The organism is Campylobacter sp. 2018MI34 (assembly GCF_016598975.1).
In the GTDB taxonomy this organism is placed as follows: domain Bacteria; phylum Campylobacterota; class Campylobacteria; order Campylobacterales; family Campylobacteraceae; genus Campylobacter_D.
This window is the reverse complement of record NZ_JAENKS010000009.1, coordinates 12740-34383: the sequence shown is the minus strand read 5'-3', so window position 1 is coordinate 34383 and position 21644 is coordinate 12740. Positions and strand designations below refer to the sequence as shown.

General features: G+C 27.4%; 23 protein-coding genes. 15 read left to right on the top strand and 8 right to left on the bottom strand.

All coding sequences use genetic code 11. The annotated features are described in order from the left end of the window. The first annotated feature begins 36 nt into the window (after positions 1–36). The 3 genes from hsrA to JG676_RS03850 all read left to right on the top strand — a co-directional run bounded on the left by hsrA (position 37) and on the right by JG676_RS03850 (position 2519). The gene (gene hsrA, locus JG676_RS03860) at positions 37–708 is read left to right on the top strand and encodes a homeostatic response regulator transcription factor HsrA (RefSeq protein ID WP_200170042.1); all 672 of its coding nucleotides are present in this window, start codon (positions 37–39) and stop codon (positions 706–708) included. Positions 709–819: 111 nt separating this feature from the next. After that, positions 820–1065 (top strand): YfhL family 4Fe-4S dicluster ferredoxin, encoded by a 246-nt coding sequence (locus JG676_RS03855; protein ID WP_200170043.1) that lies wholly within the window; start codon positions 820–822, stop codon positions 1063–1065. Further along, a complete protein-coding gene (locus tag JG676_RS03850) occupies positions 1065–2519 on the top strand; it encodes a Ppx/GppA phosphatase family protein (protein WP_200217356.1) in 1455 nt (484 codons plus the stop codon). The genes JG676_RS03855 and JG676_RS03850 overlap by 1 nt, the downstream gene beginning before the upstream one ends. Here JG676_RS03850 and JG676_RS03845 read toward each other — a convergent pair. Genes JG676_RS03845 through JG676_RS03835 form a run of 3 tightly spaced genes read right to left on the bottom strand, consistent with a single transcriptional unit; the run spans position 2516 to position 4033 of the window. After that, complete coding sequence (locus JG676_RS03845) at positions 2516–3304, bottom strand: hypothetical protein (RefSeq protein ID WP_200217355.1); 789 nt, start codon at positions 3302–3304, stop codon at positions 2516–2518. The two genes, JG676_RS03850 and JG676_RS03845, sit on opposite strands and share 4 nt — an antisense overlap. Further along, entirely contained in the window at positions 3304–3612 is a 309-nt protein-coding gene (fliN, locus tag JG676_RS03840) for a flagellar motor switch protein FliN (protein ID WP_200170046.1), read from the bottom strand. Before fliN ends, JG676_RS03845 begins: the two co-directional genes overlap by 1 nt. Further along, positions 3605–4033 carry a chemotaxis protein CheX gene (locus tag JG676_RS03835; protein WP_200217354.1) on the bottom strand — a complete coding sequence of 143 codons (429 nt, stop codon included), beginning with the start codon at positions 4031–4033 and terminating at the stop codon, positions 3605–3607. Before JG676_RS03835 ends, fliN begins: the two co-directional genes overlap by 8 nt. A 144-nt stretch (positions 4034–4177) precedes the next feature. Between JG676_RS03835 and JG676_RS03830 the strand changes: the two genes are divergently transcribed. From JG676_RS03830 to JG676_RS03820, 3 genes are all read left to right on the top strand, one after another. After that, positions 4178–4963, top strand: coding sequence for a sulfite exporter TauE/SafE family protein (locus JG676_RS03830; protein WP_200217353.1), 786 nt, complete (start codon positions 4178–4180; stop codon positions 4961–4963). A gap of 85 nt (positions 4964–5048) precedes the next feature. Then, positions 5049–7871, top strand: coding sequence for an excinuclease ABC subunit UvrA (gene uvrA / locus JG676_RS03825; protein WP_200217352.1), 2823 nt, complete (start codon positions 5049–5051; stop codon positions 7869–7871). 26 nt (positions 7872–7897) lie between these two features. Beyond that, entirely contained in the window at positions 7898–8329 is a 432-nt protein-coding gene (locus JG676_RS03820; protein ID WP_200217351.1) for a YqaA family protein, read from the top strand. Here the strand turns inward: JG676_RS03820 and JG676_RS03815 are convergent. Next, positions 8285–9292 (bottom strand): nucleoside hydrolase, encoded by a 1008-nt coding sequence (locus tag JG676_RS03815; protein WP_200217370.1) that lies wholly within the window; start codon positions 9290–9292, stop codon positions 8285–8287. The two genes, JG676_RS03820 and JG676_RS03815, sit on opposite strands and share 45 nt — an antisense overlap. Next, the gene (locus JG676_RS03810) at positions 9292–10653 is read right to left on the bottom strand and encodes an MFS transporter (protein WP_200217350.1); all 1362 of its coding nucleotides are present in this window, start codon (positions 10651–10653) and stop codon (positions 9292–9294) included. The genes JG676_RS03815 and JG676_RS03810 overlap by 1 nt, the downstream gene beginning before the upstream one ends. A 153-nt stretch (positions 10654–10806) precedes the next feature. Between JG676_RS03810 and polA the strand changes: the two genes are divergently transcribed. From polA to motB, 3 genes are read left to right on the top strand one after another with little or no spacing between them, the layout of a single operon-like run. Further along, a complete protein-coding gene (gene polA / locus JG676_RS03805; protein WP_200217349.1) occupies positions 10807–13446 on the top strand; it encodes a DNA polymerase I in 2640 nt (879 codons plus the stop codon). Between the two features lie 12 nt (positions 13447–13458). Beyond that, the gene (motA, locus tag JG676_RS03800) at positions 13459–14235 is read left to right on the top strand and encodes a flagellar motor stator protein MotA (RefSeq protein ID WP_200170053.1); all 777 of its coding nucleotides are present in this window, start codon (positions 13459–13461) and stop codon (positions 14233–14235) included. A gap of 2 nt (positions 14236–14237) precedes the next feature. Further along, a complete protein-coding gene (motB, locus tag JG676_RS03795; RefSeq protein ID WP_200170054.1) occupies positions 14238–14969 on the top strand; it encodes a flagellar motor protein MotB in 732 nt (243 codons plus the stop codon). On the opposite strand, the gene flhB is transcribed toward motB, so the two are convergent. Together flhB and JG676_RS03785 are read right to left on the bottom strand one after the other, a co-directional pair. Then, positions 14966–16054: a flagellar biosynthesis protein FlhB gene (gene flhB / locus JG676_RS03790; RefSeq protein ID WP_200217348.1), complete on the bottom strand. Its 1089-nt coding sequence runs from the start codon at positions 16052–16054 to the stop codon at positions 14966–14968. The genes motB and flhB overlap by 4 nt on opposite strands. Before the next feature lie 211 nt (positions 16055–16265). Continuing rightward, positions 16266–16862: a peroxiredoxin gene (locus JG676_RS03785; protein ID WP_200170056.1), complete on the bottom strand. Its 597-nt coding sequence runs from the start codon at positions 16860–16862 to the stop codon at positions 16266–16268. 201 nt (positions 16863–17063) lie between these two features. Between JG676_RS03785 and JG676_RS03780 the strand changes: the two genes are divergently transcribed. The 6 genes from JG676_RS03780 to JG676_RS03755 all read left to right on the top strand — a co-directional run bounded on the left by JG676_RS03780 (position 17064) and on the right by JG676_RS03755 (position 20328). Further along, complete coding sequence (locus JG676_RS03780; RefSeq protein WP_200170057.1) at positions 17064–17348, top strand: DUF362 domain-containing protein; 285 nt, start codon at positions 17064–17066, stop codon at positions 17346–17348. Between the two features lie 95 nt (positions 17349–17443). Next, positions 17444–17857, top strand: a complete 414-nt coding sequence (ndk, locus tag JG676_RS03775; protein WP_200217369.1) for a nucleoside-diphosphate kinase — start codon at positions 17444–17446, stop codon at positions 17855–17857. Next, entirely contained in the window at positions 17857–18210 is a 354-nt protein-coding gene (locus JG676_RS03770; RefSeq protein ID WP_200170058.1) for a hypothetical protein, read from the top strand. The genes ndk and JG676_RS03770 overlap by 1 nt, the downstream gene beginning before the upstream one ends. A 12-nt stretch (positions 18211–18222) precedes the next feature. Further along, the gene (gene rpmF, locus JG676_RS03765) at positions 18223–18369 is read left to right on the top strand and encodes a 50S ribosomal protein L32 (protein WP_200170059.1); all 147 of its coding nucleotides are present in this window, start codon (positions 18223–18225) and stop codon (positions 18367–18369) included. A 5-nt stretch (positions 18370–18374) separates the two neighbouring features. Beyond that, positions 18375–19358, top strand: a complete 984-nt coding sequence (gene plsX / locus JG676_RS03760; RefSeq protein ID WP_200217347.1) for a phosphate acyltransferase PlsX — start codon at positions 18375–18377, stop codon at positions 19356–19358. Continuing rightward, on the top strand, positions 19336–20328 hold the full coding sequence (locus JG676_RS03755; protein ID WP_200217346.1) for a beta-ketoacyl-ACP synthase III: 993 nt from the start codon (positions 19336–19338) through the stop codon (positions 20326–20328). The genes plsX and JG676_RS03755 overlap by 23 nt, the downstream gene beginning before the upstream one ends. Before the next feature lie 230 nt (positions 20329–20558). On the opposite strand, the gene serC is transcribed toward JG676_RS03755, so the two are convergent. Further along, positions 20559–21641, bottom strand: coding sequence for a phosphoserine transaminase (gene serC, locus JG676_RS03750; RefSeq protein WP_200170062.1), 1083 nt, complete (start codon positions 21639–21641; stop codon positions 20559–20561). Positions 21642–21644: the final 3 nt, after the last annotated feature.

Here is a 21644-nt window from a genome sequence, read left to right as displayed (position 1 = left end):
AATTTTTTAAATTTTTCTTATGAGAAGGATAATATAATGAGAATTTTAGTAATAGAAGATGAGATAAATTTAAATAAAAGTATTATAGATAATCTTAATAGTTTTGGTTATCAAACTGACTCTTCTGAAAATTTTAAAGATGGAGAATATTTCATTGGCATTAGACATTATGATCTAGTTCTAGCAAGCTGGAATCTACCAGATGGAGATGGATCTGATCTTATCAATATTATCAAACAAAAATCTCCAAGAACTTCAATTATTATTATGTCTTCAAAAACAGACAAAGAAACTGAAATCAAAGTTTTAAAAGCAGGTGCAGATGATTTTGTTAAGAAAAATATAGATTTTGATATATTAATGGCAAGAATTGAAGCAAGATTAAGGCTTGGTGGAACTAATGTTATAAAAATAGAAGATTTAACTATAGATCCTGATGAAGAAAAAATAACATATAGAGGACAAGATATAGAGCTCAAAGGAAAACCTTTCGAAGTTTTAACTCATCTAGCAAGACATTCAGATCAAATTGTTTCTAAAGAACAATTGCTTGATGCCATCTGGGAAGAACCTGAACTTGTTACACCAAATGTAATAGAAGTCGCAATCAATCAAATTCGTCAAAAAATGGATAAACCTTTAAATATTTCTACTATTGAAACAGTACGTCGCAGAGGATATCGTTTTTGCTTTCCTAAAAAATCTTAATTTTTTGCATAAAAGCAAAAAATTTCTTAATTTTATTACTTAAAATTTTATATTATATTTAAGTTTTATTATTGTATAAAACAAAAAATATATCTGAAAGGTTACAATCCAATGTCTCTTTTAATAACTAAAGATTGTGTTTGTTGTGATGCTTGTAGAGAAGAATGTCCTGATAACGCTATATATGAAAATAGTCCTATCTATGTTATAGATCCTGATCTTTGTTCAGAATGTGTAAATGATTTTTCAGAACCAGCTTGTATTGTTGCTTGTCCTTATGAATGCATCATTCCAGATCCAGACAATGTTGAAAGTATAGAGGAATTACGTCTTAAAAACAAACGTAGAGAATATTAATGGCTAAAAAAACTGCTGTTGTTGATCTAGGTTCTAATTCAATTAGAATGGTGATTTTTGAAAAAACTTCACGATATGGGTTTTACACTACTCACGAATTTAAAAGAAAAGTTCGTTTAGGAGAAAATTCTTATAACAATAAAAAATTTTTACAAAAAGAAGCTATGCAAAGAGCTGAAGAGACTTTAAGTTTCTTCAAGCAATGTGCTTTAAAAAATAAATGTAAAAAAATTTTTATAGTTGGTACTTCAGCTCTAAGAGATGCTCCTAATTCAAAAGAATTTATAAAAAGAATAAAAAATAAACTTCAGTTAAATATTCGCTGTATTGATGGAAAGAATGAATCTTATTTAGGAGGGTTAGCTGCTTTAAATTTGTTAAGCAACTTTAAAGATGGTACAACTTTAGATATAGGAGGGGGATCAAGCGAGCTTTGTTTGATTAAGAATAGAAAAATTATTGATTGTATTTCGCTTGATATAGGAACAGTTAGACTAAAAGAACTTTTTAATTCAGATTCAAAAAAATTAGATGAATTTTTAGAATCTACTTTAAGACTGATACCAGAAACATTTTGCAACGATAATCTTATAGCCATTGGAGGAAGTCTAAGGGCAATTTCAAGTTCTATTATGCAAAAAAACTCATATCCTTTAAAAAATTTACACGATTTTAGATACAATTTTGAAGATGAAAAAGACTATATTTGTAAAATTTTAAACACCAATGCTAATTCTCTTATCGATTTTGGAATAAAAAAAGATCGTTTTGATACTATTAAAGAAGGTACTCTAATTTTCTTAAAAATCGCTCAAAAAATCAAAGCAAAACAAATTATAACAAGTGGTGTTGGAATTAGAGAGGGAATATATTTGCAAGATTTATTAAGACCACTAAAATATTTTCCAAATAATTTTAATCCTAGTTTAAAATCTTTGCAAGATAGATTTTTAACAAATAATATAAAAAATAAAACGCCACAATATGCTTTGCAAATTTTTGATACACTTAAAGAGATTCATAATCTTAATACATACTATAAAAATATCTTAATAGTAGCTTCAAAACTTTGTCATATTGGAGAATATTTAAATTTTTATTTTGCAAATGAACATTCAGCAAATTTTATCTTAGGTGGTTTAAATTATGGGTTTTCACACAAAGAAAAAGCTCTTATTGCTACCATTATTAAACTAAATGGTAAAAAAGCTATCCCTTATAATTTAGAGCATTTCAAACAACTTTTACCAAATTCTCAAATTATAACTTGGTTAGGATTTATGCTAACACTTGCAAAAACATTAAGTTTTAGCGAAGAAAAAATTAATTTTTCTTTTTGCAAAGACACACTTTATATTTATAATAAAGATCAAAAACTCAATCTATCAAAAGATGAAATCAAAAAAATTACCAAACCTAGCAATATTAATATATCGATAAATCAAGCACCTTAACTGCTTTTTGTCTTTTCATTAATTAAATTTTGAATCTTTCTTTTATTTTCTTCAAAGAAAGAGTTAAAATTTTTATCTTCAAAATCTTTTTCCATTCTATCAACCGGAATTTCACTACTTTCTAAAAGTAAATTAGATTGACCAATAATCATTACATAACGTTTTGAGTTATATTCTAAAATCATAAATTGATTATTTCTATCTAAAGGTTTTTGAAAAATAATATTAAAATTTTTTATATCTATATTTTTTTTATAAAGCATATTCTTTTTCAACCATAAAAGAGCAATAAGCAAAATAATTAAAGCCAATACAATTAAAATATAATTAGTATAATTATACTCTTGTGAAATTTTTTCTTTAGTTGTTAAAAAATTTTCACTACTAGGCATTGAACTTGCTTTTGATAATTCTTCAATATTGCTTTGATTTAAAGGAGTAATTCTAACCCTAATCCCAAATTTATCATTAACAGAACTAACATTTAAATTTATTTCTTCTTTATTATGAAACATAATAAATGTTTTATTATTCTTTGAACTAATTGCAATCTTATCTATAAACTTAGATTGAAGATTTTTTATTTCACTTTTAGAATACTTAAGATTATCAAAAATAAGTTCTAATATTTTTTTATCTTTTCTTTGAGAAATATTACCTTGATAAGCACTATCAAAAGAAAGCATTAAATCTACTCTATCGTTTCTGTTATAAATGTTATAATCAGTTAAATTTGCGGAAAAAAGTGGAAATAAAAAACAAAAAAAGACAAATAAAATTCTCATTAAATTTCTTTTTTAAAATATTGTAACACCGTTTTAGAATCTAAAATCTCATTAATTCTTATGGCAAGATTTTTTTCATATACCATAACTTCGCCTTTTCCAAAAATTCTTTTATTAATATAAAGCTCAACACTTTCTCCTGCTGGCTTTTCAAGATCTATAACAGAACCTACTTCTAATTTTAAAAGCTCATTTACACTCATATTAGTCGTTCCAAGCTCACTAACAAAATCAACTGTAATATCTAAAATATCTTCGTAAGAATGAAGTAAGCCGTGATAATTGCTAAATTCAATATCATCATTCATAATTATTAAAACCTATTTTAAAATAATGATCATCAAGTTTATATACTAAAAATTCATTAAGTTTTATACTTGAAGGATCAGTTTTTCCAAGATATTTTGGAATTCCAAGTTTATATTCATCTTTTCCTTGCGCATCATTAAGTAATTTTTTCATACATCCTATAATCTGATTAGTACATTCTTTAGTAAGATCTTGCCAATCATTTTCACTCAAATCTTCACCTGGAATTAATATACTAGCAATTTCTTGTAAAATTGATTGAGAGAAAAATAAATAAAAAACATTTTCTATTTCATTGTTTTTTATAGTGATAGAAGTTGCATAAAATTCACCCTTTTTTATCTTTTTCATTTTTTCAATATGCATTTTTAAAATGTGATTATAAAAATGAGTGGTTGAATATTCAAGCATACTTAACATAACCCATACCTTAAAAATAAAATTATTCTTATTATAATATAAAAAATATTTAAAATTCTTAATTATTTTTAAAGATTTTATTTTTATTTTATAAAAAAAATATTTTAATTTGTAAAGTATATAAAATGTAATTTAGGATATTAAATGAACTTAATAGATTTACCTTATTTTGCTATAGGAATTATATCTGGCGTAGCTTCAGGACTTTTTGGCATAGGTGGTGGAATGATAATAGTCCCTACTATGTTAATTTTAGGTGCAAGCTCGCATTCTGCCATTGGAATTTCAGTTTTACAAATGATTTTTGCTGCAATTTTTGGATCTTATTTAAATTATAAAAAAAAGAATTTAAATTTAAAAGATGGAATTTATATAGGTTTAGGAGGTCTTTTAGGTGCAAGCTTTAGTGGAACACTTTTAAAATACTTAAGTGATATTAGTTTAACATCTATATTTTTAGGTGTAAGTTGTATTTTTTTTCTAAAATATACCTTTGGAATCAAGGAAAATGTAGTTAAAAATAATAAAAGCATTTTACAAAAAAATATAATTTTATTTATAGCTGGAACCTTTACTGGTGTTTTCGCTATTTCTTTAGGAATTGGAGGTGGATTATTGATTGCTCCAATTTTAGCTTATTTTCTAGGCTATGATAGTAAAAAAGTTGTTTCTTTATCTTTGTTTTTTGTAATATTTGCTTCAATTTCTGGAATTATTTCTTTTTCAAATTCAAATGTAATTGATAGTGAAGTAATTCATAAAGGTATAATAGTAGGAATTGCGTCAATGATAGGAGTTTTCATGGGTATTAAAATCATAGAAAAAATGAAACTTTCTTCTCATCGTAAAATTTTACTCTTCATCTATGCTTTATCTATATTTGCAACTACGCATTCTTTGCTTAGAAAACTTGGAATTATAGTTTTTTAAGTAAAGCTAAATTCAAATAAAAACTTTAGATTTTTAATTTTATTTATGCTAGAATTCCAAATTTAATTAATTTTTAGGAAAAAAAATGAATGATATGATAAAAATCATAGGCGCAAAAGAAAATAATCTTAAAAATATCAATCTTGAAATTCCAAAAAATAAACTTATAGTATTCACAGGTCTTTCAGGCTCAGGTAAATCTACTCTTGCCTTTGGCACTCTTTATGCTGAAGGCCAACGTCGTTATATAGAAAGCTTAAGTGCTTATGCGAGACAATTTTTAGATAAAGTAGGCAAACCTGATGTAGATAAAATTGAAGGATTAACTCCAGCCATTGCAATTGATCAAAAAACAACTTCAAAAAATCCACGCTCTACAGTTGGAACAATCACTGAAATTTATGATTATTTAAGACTTTTATATGCAAGAATTGGGGTGCAACATTGTCATCAATGTGGTAAAAAAATCACTTCAATGAATACAGAAGATATAGTGTCAGAAATTTTAAAATTTCCTAAAGGAGCAAAAATTATTCTTTATGCTCCTTTAATCAGAGAAAAAAAAGGCACTTATGCAGATTTACTTGAAAATCTACGCAATAAAGGTTATATAAGAGCACAAATTGATGGAGTTTTAGTGCGTTTAGATGAAGATATTGAACTTTCTAAAACAAAAAAACATACCATTAAACTCGTAATTGATAGATTAGAAATTCAAGAAGATTTACTCTCACGTCTTGCAAGCGATATTGAAAAAGGACTTGAAGAAAGCTTTGGAGAAATAGAATTAGAAGTATTAAATAATGAAGAATTAGGCTTAAATAAACATTATCATTATAGTATTCACTCTGCTTGTTTTGATTGTAAAATTTCTTTTATGCCACTTGAGCCTTTAAGTTTTTCTTTTAATTCTCCAAAAGGAGCTTGCGAATCTTGTGATGGTTTAGGAATTCGTTACACTCTAGATATGAAAAAAATCATTGATGAAAATTTAAGTATCGAAAATGGTGCTATTAAAACTATGTATGGTTTTAATAAAAGCTATTATTATAAATTTTTAATTGCTTTTTGTGAGCAAAATGAAATTTCTATTAAAACTCCTTTTGCTGAACTCAATGAAGAACAAAAACGTCTTGTATTATATGGCAATGCAAAAACTATAAATTTTACTTGGAAAAGAAATCATTTAAAACGAACTTTTGAAGGTGTAATCAAAATAGCTTATGATATATTAAAAGATGAAAAAGACTTAAATGAATATATGAGTGAAAAAATTTGCAAAGATTGCAATGCTCATCGCTTAAAGCCAGAAAGCTTAGCTGTAAAAGTAGCCAACAAAGGCTTAGGGGAAATTTTAGATATGAGTATAGAAAATTCAAGTGCTTTTTTTTCACAAGAAAGTAATTTTGATTATTTAAATGTACAACAAAAACTCATAGCAAAACCTATACTTAAAGAAATAAATGAAAGATTATTTTTTCTTTTTGATGTAGGACTTGGATATCTTTCTTTAGGGCGTGATGCTAGAACAATCAGTGGTGGAGAAGCTCAAAGAATACGTATTGCATCTCAAATTGGAAGTGGTTTAAGTGGAGTAATGTATGTTTTAGATGAGCCAAGCATTGGACTTCATGAAAGAGATACAGCAAAGCTCATTAAAACTTTAAGAAATTTACAACAAAAAGGTAATACGCTTATTGTGGTAGAACATGATAAAATGACAATTGAAGAAGCTGATTTTATTGTTGATATTGGTCCAAAAGCTGGAAAATTTGGTGGAGAAGTTGTTTTTAGTGGAACTTATAAAGAACTTCTAAAAAGCAAAAGCGAAACTGCTCTTTATATGAACAAAAAAAAACAAATTTCTTGGCAAAAAAATAGAAAACAAAAAAATTATCTTGAATTAAAAAATGTAAATATTAATAATATATCAAATTTAAATGCCAAATTTCCTTTACAAAATCTTGTAGCTATTACAGGTGTTTCAGGAAGTGGAAAAAGCTCTTTAATACTACAAACTTTACTTCCATTTGCACAAGAATCTCTAAATCACGCTAAAAAGGTAAAAAAATTAGGTGGAGTTGAAATAGAAGGATTAGAACAACTTGATAAAGTTATTTATCTTGATCAAAGTCCTATTGGACGCACCCCAAGGTCTAATCCTGCCACTTATACAGGAGTTATGGATGAAATTCGCAATCTTTTTGCAGCTACTAAAGAAGCTAAAGCAAGAGGCTATAAAGCAGGACGCTTTTCTTTTAACGTAAAAGGGGGAAGATGTGAAAAATGTAGCGGAGATGGAGAAATTAAAATAGAAATGCACTTTTTACCTGATGTTATGGTTATTTGTGATACCTGTGGAGGTAAGCGCTATAATGATGCTACTTTAGAAATCAAATATAAAGATAAAAATATTTCAGATATCTTAAAAATGAGTGTTTTAGAAGCGTATGATTTTTTTAGTTCTGTGCCAAAAATTCGTCAAAAACTTGAAACTTTAGTAAAAGTAGGACTAGATTATCTTACCTTAGGGCAAAATGCTACAACTCTAAGCGGAGGAGAAGCTCAAAGAATCAAACTTGCCAAAGAATTAAGTAGAAGTGATACCGGTAAAACTCTTTATATCCTAGATGAACCTACTACAGGACTTCATTTTGAAGATGTTAATAAACTTATTTCTGTTTTGCAACATTTAGTGGATTTAAAAAATTCAGTTTTTGTAATCGAACACAATTTAGATGTAATCAAAAATGCTGATTATATCATAGATATGGGACCAGAAGGCGGGATTAAAGGAGGTAAAATTATAGCAAGTGGTAATGTAGAAAAAGTAGCAAAAGAATATAAAAAAACAGGTTCTTATACAGGATATTATTTAAATTTAGAACTTAAAAGCGATAAAAATTAATTTAAAATAATTAATTAGGTCTTTGAATGTTTGAAACTCTTAGTTATCCTATGCTTTTTTTAGCAAGCTTTCTCTCAAGCACGCTTCTTCCACTTGCAAGCGAAGCTTTTGTGCTTGCTTTTATTAAATTTAATTTTAATCCTTATTCAGTACTTTTTATAGCTACTTTAGGAAATACTTTAGGGAGTTTGAGTACTTATACCCTTGCTTTTTTAGGAAAACAAAAAATTTTAGAAAAATATTTTTCAAATCCTTTAAAAAAATTAGAAAAATTAAGTATTAATTTTAATCGCTTTGGGGCAATATTCTCTTTTTTAAGTTTTTTACCCATAGTAGGAGATATCTTTGTTTTAGGGTTAGGATTTGCTAAATACCCTCTTATAAAAGCTATTATTTTTATCACTCTTGGAAAATTAAGTCGTTATATTTTTATAATTTTTATAGCAAATTCCTTTTAATAATCTTGTCTTAATAAGCTCTAAAAGTTTAGAATTATCTATATTTTTTAAAACTTTTACCGGCTTTTTTTCTTTTAAATTTAAACCTAAACTTAATTTTGGCTCTTTCTCAACACGATAAGCTAAACCTCTAATTAAAGAACTATCACAAACTACATCTACAAAATACTCATTAAATTCTGCAATATTTTCATCAAGCATATAAGCTACACTTAAAGCATCATGGATCCAAGTTCCTTTAGTTCCTCTTGTGCGACTAGCATAGTAAATCCAAGCCCTTAAAGTTTGAATTAAATAATTACAGAGTTCATTTTTATTTTCTAATTCATCTAAATCTTTATGAGTTAATAAAGTTTGCATAGTAGCATTATAAGGAGCTAAAACAACTTTTGCCTTTGAATTTAATACTATATTAGCTGCTTCTGGATCAAAACCAAAATTTGTATCTTTAATATATGAGGGCATATCAAAACTACCACCCATAATATGAATTTCTTTTACATTTTTATCAAAATTTTTAAAAAGTCTCATAGCAATAGCTATATTTGTAAGAGGACCTATAGCACAAATTGAAATTTTTTTAGGATTTTGCATTATAAGTTCGCCCATTTTCAAAGGAGCATTAGGTATTATATTTTTTATTATTTTAGGTTTTTTTATCGTATCCCAAAGAAATTTTAAATTTTGCTTTTTAACACTATTATCAAGCCTATTGCGCCAAGGTTTCATAGGTTCTTTTAAGGCAGAATCAGCTCCTAAATACACAGGAATATTTAAATTCCAAAGCTTTAAAAAATGCTTTGCTACGCTATAAGCTACAATATTAGATACATTACCACTTACTGTACTTATCATTTCAAGTTTAATTTCTTTAGAGGCTAAAATTAAAGCAAGGGCTAAACCATCATCAGTATTAGCTCCTGCTATACCATTACCTATATCAGTATCCAAAATCAAACGGATCATATAGCATCTTTAATTAAATTTAAATCTCTTCCTCTTGTTTCTGGTGCAAAAAAGGTAGTAACAAACCCTATACCAGCAGTTACAACAAAATAAATTGCTATAGGAATCCAAGTTCCATAATAAGCAAGCAAAAAAGAAGCTATCATAGGTGCACTTCCGCCTGAAAGAATAGAGCCTAATTCTTTTGCAAAAGCCATTTTAGTATAACGGTTTTTAACTCCAAACATTTCAACACCCCACGCTGCTTGAACCCCAAAAATTCCTAAAGATGCTAAAGACATCCCTACGATAATGGTTAAAATTACTATAAGTTCATCTTTGCTATCTAATAACATAAAAGCAGGAAAAGCATATAGCATTAAAAGAAAACAAAAAGTTCTATAAGTTATTTTTCTTCCAAATTTATCACTTAAATAACCTGCTAAAGGAATTATCAAAAATCCAAATAAAGAGGCACTTAAAACTGCTGTTGTAGCTACTGATTTGTCTAAAAGCAAAATCTTAGTAACATAACCTACTATAAAACCTTGTGCTAAATAAGATGGTCCGTTTTCTCCTATTCTTAAACCAACCATAATCCAAAATGCTTTACTTTTTTGCCAAAAAGTTCTTGTATCCTCTTCTAATTCTTTCACATTTTGCGCCCTAATTTTTAACATCTCCTCTTTTTGTTTTGCAAAAACAGGACTTTCTTTGATAAAAATGCGTAAATAAAGAGCAAATAAAACAATCAAAAAACTTCCAATAAAAGGAATTCTCCAACCCCATTCCTTGAAAGATTCATCATCAATTTGCACTACTAAAAGCCATACAAAAGAAGCAAGCAAGGTTCCACTATTAGATCCTAATGCTATAACAGAAGAAACAAGTCCTCTTCTTTTGCTAGGAGCATATTCTCCAAGCATAATAGTTCCACCTGAAAGCTCTGCCCCTGCTCCTAAACCTTGCATAAATCTTAAAATAACTAAACAAATTGGCGCCCAAATTCCTATAATAGCATAACTTGGAATAAAACCTATAAGTGTTGTAGAAATTCCCATCAAAGCAATAGTTATCATCATAATATTTTTTCTTCCGTACTTATCACCTAAATATCCAAAAAATAAAGCTCCTATAGGTCTTGCAATAAAACCTATACCATAAGTAACAAAAGAAAGCAAAAGAGCTATTACTGGAGTTTGTTCTGGAAAGAACACTTCTGAAAAAATAGTTGCTGCAGCCAAACCATAAAGCGCAAAATCAGCATATTCTAAAGCTGTTCCAAGCCAACAAGAAAATATAGCTTTTTTAAAAGCTTTTTTTCCGTCAGGAGTATTAAAATTTTGATCTGCAATACTACAAGCTTGTTTATTTGACATATTTTTCCTTAAAATATAAATTAAAAGATGAAAAAATATACTAATTTTGCTTAAATACCTATTATCAACTTTTAATTTCAACATTTTTCCTAATTTTTAAGTTAAAATTTGAAATAATTAAAAAAATAAATTTCTTAATTAAAGATTTACTCTATGAAAACTTTAACTATAATTGATACATTTGGATTTTTCTTTAGACTTTTTTATGCACTTAAAGGGCTTAAAAACTCTAAAGGTGCCCCTAGTGGCATGATTTCAGGCTTTGCTAATTTTATTTATAATTTAAAAGATGAATATAAAAGTGATTATATTTTATTTGCACTTGATTGTAAAGGTAAAACTTTTAGAAGCGAAATTGATCCAAATTACAAAATCAACCGTACCTCACCACCTGAAGAATTATTAGCACAAATTCCAATTTGTATCGAAATGATTGAAAAAATGGGTTTTATGAGCTATTCTAAAGAAGGTTATGAAGCAGATGATATTATAGCTTCTGTTGTTAAAAAATGTGAAGATAAAGATATTTTTGTACGCATTATTACTCAAGATAAGGATCTTTATCAACTTATAAAAAATGGAAAAGTTAGTATTTATAGTCCTATTTCTAAAAATGATTATAATGAAGAAGCTTGCATGGAAAAATATGGTGTAAAACCTTCACAAATTAGAGATTTTTTAGCTCTTTGTGGAGATAGCTCTGATAATATTCCAGGAGTTAAGGGTATAGGTGCTAAAGGAGCCAAAACTCTACTTGAACAATTTGATAATATAGAAAACATTTATGAAAATCTTATGTTAGTACGTAATGAAAGAAGTCGCACTCTTCTTTTAGAAGGAAAAGAAAATGCTTTTTTAAGTAAAAAGCTTGCTAGTTTAAAAAATGATATTGAAATTCCAAATTTATTAGAAAAATCTGTTTTTAATCAAGAAGAACCTTTACTAAAAATTACAAATATTTTAGAAGAATACGAACTTAATTCTTTGATTAAAAAAATGCAACTAAATCCAAAAAATCAAAATAAAATTTTAAATTTCAAAACGACTTTAATTTTAGATGAAAATCAACTTTTTAATATTTTAGAAAATTTAGATAAAGAAAGTATTATTGCTTTCGATACAGAAACAACCGGTCTTGATACAAAAAAAGCTAAAATAGTTGGATTTAGCTTTTGTTATAATGAAAATGAAGCCTTTTATGTTCCTTTAAATCATAATTATTTGGGAGTAAAAGAACAAATTCCACTTCAAAGCGCAAAAAAAGCTATAGAAATTATTTACAAACATACTATCATAGGACATAATCTTAAATATGATTTTAAAATCATACAAAATAATTTTGATTTAAATCCTCCTCAAAAATATGCTGATACTATGATATTAGCTTGGCTTTTTAATCCTAGCTTAAGAGTAAATATGGATGATTTAGCTTTAAGGCTTTTTGATTATAAGACCTTACATTTTGAAGATATAGTAAAAAAAGGGGAAAATTTTGCGAGTATAGAACTTGATAAAGCTTGTAAATATGCAGCAGAAGATGCTTATATCACTTTAAAACTTTATCTTTATTTTTTAAAAAATTTAGAACCAAAATTATTAGAACTTGCCTATAAAAACGAATTTGATTTTATAAAAGTTATTATAATGATGGAAGAAAATGGTATAAAGCTTAATATATTAGAGCTTGAAAATTTAATGCAACAATTTAGCAAAGAAATAAAAAAAATAAGCGAAGAAATTTATACTTTATGTCAAGATCGTTTTAATCTTAATTCCCCTAAACAAATAGCAGAAGTTTTATTTAACAAACTCAATCTTAATACTAAGAAAAAAAGCAAAACAGGATATTCTACCGATGAAAAAGTTTTAAAAGAACTTATTGATAAACATCCTGCAATAGAAAAGATTTTATCTTATAGAGAACTTGCCAAACTTTATTCAACCTACTGCGAGCCTCTTTTAAAATTAGCACAAAAAGATGAAAATTCAAGAATTTATTCAAGTTTTTTACAAACAGGAACTGCAACAGGACGCCTTTCTTCTAAAGATCCAAATTTGCAAAATATTCCAGCACATGGACAATATGCTAAAGATTATAAATCTTGTTTTATTGCACAAGATGGTTTTAGTTTTATCTCTTTAGATTATTCTCAAATAGAACTTAGAATGCTTGCACATTTTAGTAAAGATCAAAAACTTTTAGAAGCATTTTCAAATGATGAAGATATCCATTCAAAAACAGCTATTATGATATTTGGTGAAAGCAATTATAAAACAAGAAGTATAGCAAAAAGTATTAATTTTGGACTTATTTATGGCATGGGTTATAAAACTTTAAGTGCTAATTTAAAAATTGAAACAAAACTTGCTAAATCTTATATAGAAAAGTATTTTGAAAATTTTACAAGCATTAAAGAATATTTTGAACAAGTTAAAAATGAAGTTAAAAAAAATGGTTTTATTACCACACTCTTAGGTCGTAAAAGATTTTTTAATTTCGAAAATGCTAAAGCTGTGCAAATAGCAATGTATGAAAGAGAAAGTATAAATTCTATTTTACAAGGATCAGCAGCTGATATTATTAAACTTGCTATGATAAAAATTGCCTCAGACTTAGATGAAAATAAAAAACTCATTTTACAAATTCATGATGAACTTATTTTTGAAGTGAAAGATGAATTGTGTGAAAATTTTGTAAAAAAAGCTACTGATATTATGGAAAATATTGTAAAATTAAATGTAAAATTAAAAACTTCATCAAGTATTGCCAAAAATTGGGGAGAACTTAAATAAGGAGAATTGCTAATGGATCTTTCAACCATACTTGGAATGGTACTTGCTATAACAAGTATTTCTGTTGGTGACATACTAGAAGGGGGAAACCCTTTACATGTTATTCACCTTTCTTCATTTCTTATCGTGATGCCAACTGCTGCATTTTGTGCAATGACTTCTACTCACAAAAAAATAGTTAAGGCTGCTTATAAAGAATTAAAAGTAGTTTTTAAAGGTTCAGGGGTTAATCTTTCAGAAAGAATCGCTCAACTTATAGAATTTGCTATTATAGCAAGAAGAGATGGTCTTTTGGCTTTAGAGTCAAAAACCAATGAAATTGAAAATGAATTTTTAAAAAATGCTATGATGATGCTAGTAGATGGAAAAAGTTTTGAAGAAATAAAAGAAAGTATGGAAATTCAAACCGAACAACTTGAAGAACATTATAAAGAATGTGCAGAATACTGGATAGTATTTGGAGAAACTTGTCCAACTATGGGATTAGTTGGAGCAGTATTTGGACTTATATTGGCACTTAAACTTCTTGATGATCCTCAAGCAATGGCTGCTGGTATTTCAGGAGCTTTTACCGCAACAGTTACAGGAATTTTTGGAGCATATGCTCTTTTTGCTCCTTGGGGTAGAAAAATGAAAGCTAACGGTATGGATTTGGTTAAAGAACAAATTGTAATCACTGAAGCTATTAAAGGTATAGCAGAAGGGGCTAATCCTAGAGATTTAGAAGCTAAACTCTTTAATTTTCTAAGTCACGATGATCCTAAAATTTCACAATTTGACAAAGGTTAAAAATGGCAAAAAAACATAAATGCCCAGAATGTCCAGCAGGTGAAAAATGGGCTGTTCCTTATGCTGATTTTTTAAGTTTACTTTTAGCACTTTTTATAGCTTTATGGGCAATTTCAAAATCAAATCCAGCAAAAGTTGAGGCTTTAAAAACAGAATTTATCAAAATTTTTGATTATACTACAACTCAAACCATACAAGAAGAAAGCAAAAATCAAGAAAAATATAAAGGAGCAGCAAAAATAGAAAGTGATGAAATAGAAGCTTTAAAACAAAGAATAACAACTCAACAAGATACCATTAAAAAACTTCAAGCTGCTTTAGATCAATCAAATAATGAAGTCGCCTTAAATCTTCCTTCTAAAATCTTATTTCAAAGAGGGAGTGCTGAAATTGTATCTGCTGATATAAAAGATTATTTAAAACGTATGGCACAACTCGCTCTTAATTTACCTCCGCAAACGAAAATTGAAATTAGAGGCTATACAGATAATAGTGATACCATATTAAGAAGTTTTGATTTAGGTTACGAAAGGGCCCAAAGTGTCTTAAAATATTTTATTGATGGTGGAGTTAATATAAAAAATTTAAGTGTAAAAAGCTATGGCTTTAATGAACCTTTACAAAATAATCCTACTACTTTAAATAATAATAGAGTTGAAATTTATTTTAAAGTTGATAGCGATAATGAAGCTGCGCAAAAATCTATACTTGAACTTATTCATAGACCAAATTAATTTTTAGAATTAATTTGGTTTGAAAGTCTACTTTTATTGTTAGAATTATAAACAAATCCTAATACTTCAGCTACAGCCTTAAATAATTCTCTAGGAATTAGATCGTTTATATCACAAACTTTATAAAGTTCTCTTGCTAAAGGAGGATTTTCATAAACAACAACATTATTTTTATAAGCAATTTCTTTAATCCTTAAAGCTAAAAAATCAATACCTTTTGCCACAACTCTTGGAGCTTGTTCTTTGGTTGAATCATAACGAATTGCAACAGCATAATGAGTAGGATTTGTTATAACAACATCAGCACCTGCTACATCTTGTACCATACGACGACGTGCTGTCTCCATTTGAATACGACGAATTCTTGCTTTAACTTGCGGATCCCCCTCCATTTGTTTATATTCATCTTTGATTTCTTGCTTACTCATTCTAAGACTTTTAAAATACTGAAAACGCACTAAAAATACATCTAAAACAGCAATAATCATAAAAGCAATAATTACAATAGCAGCTAAAATAACAGCCTTATCTCTTAACCAAATAAGCTGATTAGTGATATTATAAAGTTCAACCTTTGGAAGTTCTTTTACAAATTGAAGCAACACTATAAAAGCTATAGTGAAAACAACACTAACTTTTAAAATAATTTTAACACTTTCTAATAATTTTTTTAAAGAAAAAAGATTTTTAATACCTTTTAAAGGATTAATTTTTCCTAAATTTGGCATAATAGGTTTTGTTGTAAAAACAAAACCAAATTGCATAACATTTCCTAGAACACCTGCAACCATAATGCTTAATACTATAGGAGCAAGCATTATTAAAACTTCAAAAATACTTTTAATCATAATTGCTTGAATTATTCTAAGATCAAGTTCAACTCCAATAAAACTTTGATAATATCTATATAAATTAACTATTCTTTCACCTAAAAAACCCATTAAAAATAGAGTAATAGCTACAGCAACAATTAAACTTATAACCGCAGAAGCGTCTTGACTTTTAGGAACATTCCCTTCTTTTCTGGCATCTTCAATCTTTTTGGACGTGGGTTCTTCTGTTTTTTCTTGATCTTCACCCGCCATAAATTCTCCTATTTATTAAACCTAATAAATTTTAAATAACCTATACTTGATAAAATTTATATTTAATGATTATATTAAAAAATATTTTTAAACTAACAAAATTCATAAAAGTTTATTTTATATTAAATTCTGATTTTTAAATAAGTAAGATATAAGATTAATTTTAAAATATATAAATAAAAAATTCCCCTTCTTAAAGGGGAAAGATTAATTAAAGTTTATTTTCGTTTTTATTAAGATAATCAGCAACACCTTTAGGATTTGCTTTCATACCTTCATCACCTTTATTCCAGCCTGCTGGACAAACTTCGCCGTGCTCATTTGTGAAAAGCATAGTATCAACCATTCTAATCATTTCATCGATATTTCTTCCAAGTGGTAAATCATTAATTACCGCATGACGAACTGTTCCATCAGCATCTAAAAGGAAAGATCCGCGAAGTGCTACAGCTTCTGCATATAATACATCAAAATTTCTAGCTATTTGTTTAGTTAAATCAGCGACTAAAGGAAATTTAACTTGGCCAATACCACCTTGATTTACTGGAGTATTTTTCCAAGCAAAATGCGAAAATTCATTATCACCAGAAATTCCAATTACTTCAATTCCTCTATCTTTAAATTCTTGATATCTCTTATCAAATGCAATGATTTCAGAAGGACATACAAAAGTAAAATCTTTTGGATAAAAAAATACAACAGCACCTTTTGGTCCTATATTTTTATAAAGATTAAAATCTTCTACTATTTCATTATTTCCTAAAACTGCTGGAGCAGTAAAATCTAAAGCTTTTTTTGTAACTATCATTTTTTTCTCCTAAATAATAAATTTTATTGATAGCAAAATTATATCGTTTAAATCTTTAAATATTTTTGAAATAAACATTATAATGTTGATTTTTAATAAATATTATCAATAAGTAGTAAATTTTGATTATCAAAAAAATAAGTTTTTAAGAATAATATGATAAAATTCTAATTATTTATATTGTTTAATTAAGGAGAAAAAATGGCAGTAAAAATTACAGATATTTGTATTGCATGTGGTTCTTGTATTGATGAATGTCCGGTTTCAGCAATAGTTGATGATGCTAGCAATCCTAACAATGAAGATAGTTATTATGTATATGCAAATAAATGCGTTGAATGTGTAGGTTACAATGATCAACCAGCCTGTGCAAGTGCTTGTCCTACAGATGGATGTATAGTTTGGAGTGATATTCAAGAAGGACAACCAAGTCGCAGTGAAATAAGTGCAAGTATGAGAGATGGAAGCACCCCTGTATTTGCATAAAAAATAAAAAATTGATAAAGTATAAATTAAATAAAATTTTAGAATAATTTAAGTATAATCATAGCTTTTTAAAATAAATTGTGGAGAATACTTTGATTCAAAAAACTTTATCAATTATTAAACCAGATGCAGTTAAAAAAAATGTAATAGGTAAAATTCTTGATCGTTTTGAAAGCAATGGCTTAAAAATTGTTGCAATAAAAAAAATTCAATTAAGTCAAAATCAAGCTGAAGAGTTTTACCAAATTCATAAAGATAGACCCTTCTTTAAAGATCTAATTAAATTTATGATTAGTGGGCCTGTAGTTGTTTCTGTTTTAGAAGGAGAAAACGCCGTATTTAAAAACAGAGAGCTAATGGGAGCAACCAATCCAAAAGAAGCTAAAGCTGGAACTATAAGAGCTGATTTTGCTGAAAATATTGATGCAAATGCTGTACACGGAAGTGATAGCTTAGAAAATGCAAAAATTGAGATTGATTTTTTCTTTAAAGCTGATGAAATTTATTAATGAAGATTTATTTTTCTAAAATTCATACAACACCTTATCCTTTCAAATTAGACCTTGAAAATGTAGTTTTTGAAGGAGATATGGTAAAAATAAATGCTAAAATAGTAAAAATAAATGCTATAATAAGAGGTTTTATTTATAAACCTTGTGATAGTTGTGGCGAAGAAACAGAATTTTCTTTTAATGAAAAACTAGAGCTATTTGCAAGTGATGGTATTTTTAAGGATTTAGCAAATGAACTTAGCAATACTATCGAATTCTTTGACTCTCAAATTGATTTAATGGAAATTGCAATTGGAGAGATTGAAACATATTTTAGTGATTATTTTTATTGTAATAAATGTAAAAATTAAAAAGGAGAAAAAATGGCAGTACCTAAAAGAAGAGTAAGTAAAACACGTGCAGCAAAACGCAGAACACACTATAAAGTAGTTCTTCCGATGCCTATCAAAGACAAAGATGGAAGTTATAAAATGCCTCATCGTGTTAATCCAGTTACCAAGGAATACTAATATTTATGATAAACATTGCAATTGATGCAATGGGTGGAGATTTTAGAGAAAAACCTATTATTGAAGGTGTAATAGAAGCTTTAAATGTAAAGCCTTTTAATGCAATCTTGGTAGGTCAATCTAAAATTTTAAAGCCTTTGATTCCGCAACATTTAGAAAAATACATTCAATATGAAGAGGCAAACGAAATTTTCTCTATGGAAGAAAATGCAACAGATGTTTTAAAACGAAAAGAAACAACCATTTATAAAGCTATAGATCTTGTTAAACAAGGCAAAGCAAAAGCGATTGTTTCAGCAGGACATAGTGGTGCAACTATGTCTTTAGCGACTTTAAAACTAGGAAGGCTTAAAAATGTTTTAAGACCTGCTATAGCAACTTTAATGCCGAATATTAAAACAAATACTTTAATTTTAGATGTCGGTGCAAATACTGATTGTAAAGTTGAAAATCTATTTCAATTTGCAATAATGGGTGAAATTTATGCTAAAGAAATCATGAAAGTTAAAAAACCAAAAATTGCCCTTATTTCTAATGGAGAAGAAGAAGGTAAAGGCAATGAACTTACAAAAGAAGCTCATCAATTTATGAAACAAATTCCAAACTTTGTTGGAAATGCTGAAGGTAGAGATATTTTTAATGGAAGTATTGATGTTTTAGTTTGTGATGGTTTTAATGGTAATATCATTCTTAAATCCTGTGAAGGTGTTGCAACTGCTATATTTCAAATATTAAAATCAGAAATTAAAAAATCTTTGATTTCAAAATTGGGAGCTTTACTACTTAAAAATTCTTTTTATAGACTTAAAAAGCGTATTGACTGGCAAGAATATGGTGGAGCGCCATTATTAGGTGTTGATGGTTGTGTTATTATAAGCCATGGAAAAAGTGATTCTAGAGCAATTAAAAATGCAATTTTTCAAGCCATTAACTTTAGTGAATTAAATATTAATCAAGTTATAGAAAATGAACTCTCAAAATATAGTTAATAAAGCATCTTTACGTAGTATAGCAGCTTATATACCTGAAAAGATTTTAAGCAATTTTGATCTTGAAAAAATAGTCGATACCTCAGATGAATGGATAACAAGACGCACAGGAATTAAAGAAAGACGTATTGCTAGTGATAATGAGCAAACAAGTGATCTTGGAACCAAAGCAGCATTAAAAGCTATAAAAAGAGCAAATTTAAATCCCAATGATATTGATGCTATTTTAGTAGCAACTCTAAGTCCTGATTACTTTGCTATGCCCTCAACTGCTTGCAAAATAGCTTCAAATTTAGGGCTTAAAAATATAACAGCTTTTGATATTTCAGCTGCTTGTACAGGCTTTATTTATTTATTAGAACTTGCAAAAGCTATGGTTGAAAGTGGTGCCAAAAAAAATGTTTTAATTATAGGCGCAGAAAAAACAAGTTCTATCATTGATTATAAAGATAGAAGTATTTGTATTTTATTTGGAGATGGAGCTGGAGCTGGAATTATAAGTCTTGATTGCAATAACTCTATCATTGATGTTCATACTTCAAGTAATGGTGATTATGGTGATCTTTTAATGACTAAACGTTCACAAAAGTCAAGCATAAGTAGCCCGCTTTGTATGAGTATGAAAGGAAATGAAGTTTTTAAAATAGCTGTTAATACTTTAAGTAATGATGTTATAGAAATTTTGAAAAAAAATAAACTCAAAGCAAGTGATATTGATCTTTTTATACCTCATCAAGCAAATTTACGTATTATTAAAGCTGTACAAGAAAAACTAAATTTAGAAGATGATAAATGTGTTATATGTGTACAAAAATATGGAAATACCTCAGCTGCTTCTATACCTATGGCTATGAATGATGCTTATGAAGAAGGACGTCTTAAAAAAGGAAATTTAATACTACTTGATGCTTTTGGAGGTGGTTTTACTTGGGGTTCTGCCTTACTTAAATTTGGTGGCGAAAATTATTAAAATTTTTCATTTAAAAATAATATTCTTCAATAAAACAATAATAAATTCAATTTTTTAAATTGTATTTTTTTTAAAAATACAATTTAAAAAACTTTACATAAAAAACTAAAAAATTGTATAAAAATTTAACTTTTTAAATCTATTTTTAAATAGCTTTTATATTAAAATCAAATTTAATAGCTATTGGAGTTTTTTTATGGTAATATATTTGAAATAGCTATTTCAAATTATCAATATAACTGCGCATATTTTTTCATAAATTCTTTCATAAAATCACACAAAATTTTAACCTGATCTAAAGTTATAGCATTATAAATACTTGCACGAATTCCACCTAAAAGTTTATGACCTTTAAGTCCTAAAAGATTGTTTTGTTCTGCTTCTTTTAAAAATATAGGAAGTAAATTCTCATCTTTTATGTTAAAACTTACATTCATTAAAGATCTATCTTTATTTTGAGCATAAGCTTTATAAAAACCTTCGCTTTCATCTATGATCTTATATAAAAGATTTGCTTTTTCTAAATTTTTTTTATAAATTACATCAAGACCCCCTTGTTTTAAAAGCCATTGCATTTCAAGGTTAAAAATATAAATGGCAAAATTACAAGGAGTGTTAAATAAAGAATTATATTCTGAATGAATGCTATATTTTAACATACTTGGCAAATTTTTATTTTTACTTCGCTCTAGCATATCTTTACGAATAAAAATACAAGACAAACCTGAAATTCCAGCATTTTTTTGAGTTCCTCCATAAAAAAGAGCAATATTGGAAAAATCTATTTTTCTAGAAAAAAAATCGCTTGAAGCATCGATAATTAAAGGACATTTTGTTTTTGGATATTCTTTATATTGTGTTCCATAAATAGTATTATTTGAGCAAATATAAGCATAATCAGCATCATCACTAAAACTTACCTTTGGTATATAAGAAAAATTTTCTTCTTTACTTGAAGCAACGACTTTAAGATTAACACCTAAAATTCTAGCCTCATTAATAGCTTTTTGAGTCCAAATTCCAGTATTTACATACTCACAAATTCCACCTAAATATAAATTCATAGGAATCATAGCAAATTGCAAACTTGCTCCTCCGTGTAAAAACAAAACTTCATAATTATCATTTAAACCATAAAGTTCTTTAGCCATTTTCATAGCATTAAAATGAATTTCTTCAAAAACACTACTTCTATGACTAAACTCCATAATAGAAAAACCAAGCCCTTTATAATCAAGTAAATTTTCATTGGCTTCTTTTATAACTTCTAAAGGTAAAGTTGAAGGTCCTGCACTAAAATTAATTTTTCTCATATT

Coding starts and splice junctions, on each gene's coding strand:
- JG676_RS03855 (WP_200170043.1), top strand. CDS start 820: ATGTCTCTTTTAATAACTAAAGATTGTGTTTGTTGTGATGCTTGTAGA.
- hsrA (WP_200170042.1), top strand. CDS start 37: ATGAGAATTTTAGTAATAGAAGATGAGATAAATTTAAATAAAAGTATT.
- JG676_RS03845 (WP_200217355.1), bottom strand. CDS start 3,304: ATGAGAATTTTATTTGTCTTTTTTTGTTTTTTATTTCCACTTTTTTCC.
- flhB (WP_200217348.1), bottom strand. CDS start 16,054: ATGGCGGGTGAAGATCAAGAAAAAACAGAAGAACCCACGTCCAAAAAG.
- JG676_RS03810 (WP_200217350.1), bottom strand. CDS start 10,653: ATGTCAAATAAACAAGCTTGTAGTATTGCAGATCAAAATTTTAATACT.
- uvrA (WP_200217352.1), top strand. CDS start 5,049: ATGAATGATATGATAAAAATCATAGGCGCAAAAGAAAATAATCTTAAA.
- JG676_RS03835 (WP_200217354.1), bottom strand. CDS start 4,033: ATGTTAAGTATGCTTGAATATTCAACCACTCATTTTTATAATCACATT.
- polA (WP_200217349.1), top strand. CDS start 10,807: ATGAAAACTTTAACTATAATTGATACATTTGGATTTTTCTTTAGACTT.
- serC (WP_200170062.1), bottom strand. CDS start 21,641: ATGAGAAAAATTAATTTTAGTGCAGGACCTTCAACTTTACCTTTAGAA.
- JG676_RS03850 (WP_200217356.1), top strand. CDS start 1,065: ATGGCTAAAAAAACTGCTGTTGTTGATCTAGGTTCTAATTCAATTAGA.
- plsX (WP_200217347.1), top strand. CDS start 18,375: ATGATAAACATTGCAATTGATGCAATGGGTGGAGATTTTAGAGAAAAA.
- JG676_RS03755 (WP_200217346.1), top strand. CDS start 19,336: ATGAACTCTCAAAATATAGTTAATAAAGCATCTTTACGTAGTATAGCA.
- JG676_RS03820 (WP_200217351.1), top strand. CDS start 7,898: ATGTTTGAAACTCTTAGTTATCCTATGCTTTTTTTAGCAAGCTTTCTC.
- motB (WP_200170054.1), top strand. CDS start 14,238: ATGGCAAAAAAACATAAATGCCCAGAATGTCCAGCAGGTGAAAAATGG.
- JG676_RS03830 (WP_200217353.1), top strand. CDS start 4,178: ATGAACTTAATAGATTTACCTTATTTTGCTATAGGAATTATATCTGGC.
- fliN (WP_200170046.1), bottom strand. CDS start 3,612: ATGAATGATGATATTGAATTTAGCAATTATCACGGCTTACTTCATTCT.
- rpmF (WP_200170059.1), top strand. CDS start 18,223: ATGGCAGTACCTAAAAGAAGAGTAAGTAAAACACGTGCAGCAAAACGC.
- JG676_RS03785 (WP_200170056.1), bottom strand. CDS start 16,862: ATGATAGTTACAAAAAAAGCTTTAGATTTTACTGCTCCAGCAGTTTTA.
- JG676_RS03780 (WP_200170057.1), top strand. CDS start 17,064: ATGGCAGTAAAAATTACAGATATTTGTATTGCATGTGGTTCTTGTATT.
- JG676_RS03770 (WP_200170058.1), top strand. CDS start 17,857: ATGAAGATTTATTTTTCTAAAATTCATACAACACCTTATCCTTTCAAA.
- motA (WP_200170053.1), top strand. CDS start 13,459: ATGGATCTTTCAACCATACTTGGAATGGTACTTGCTATAACAAGTATT.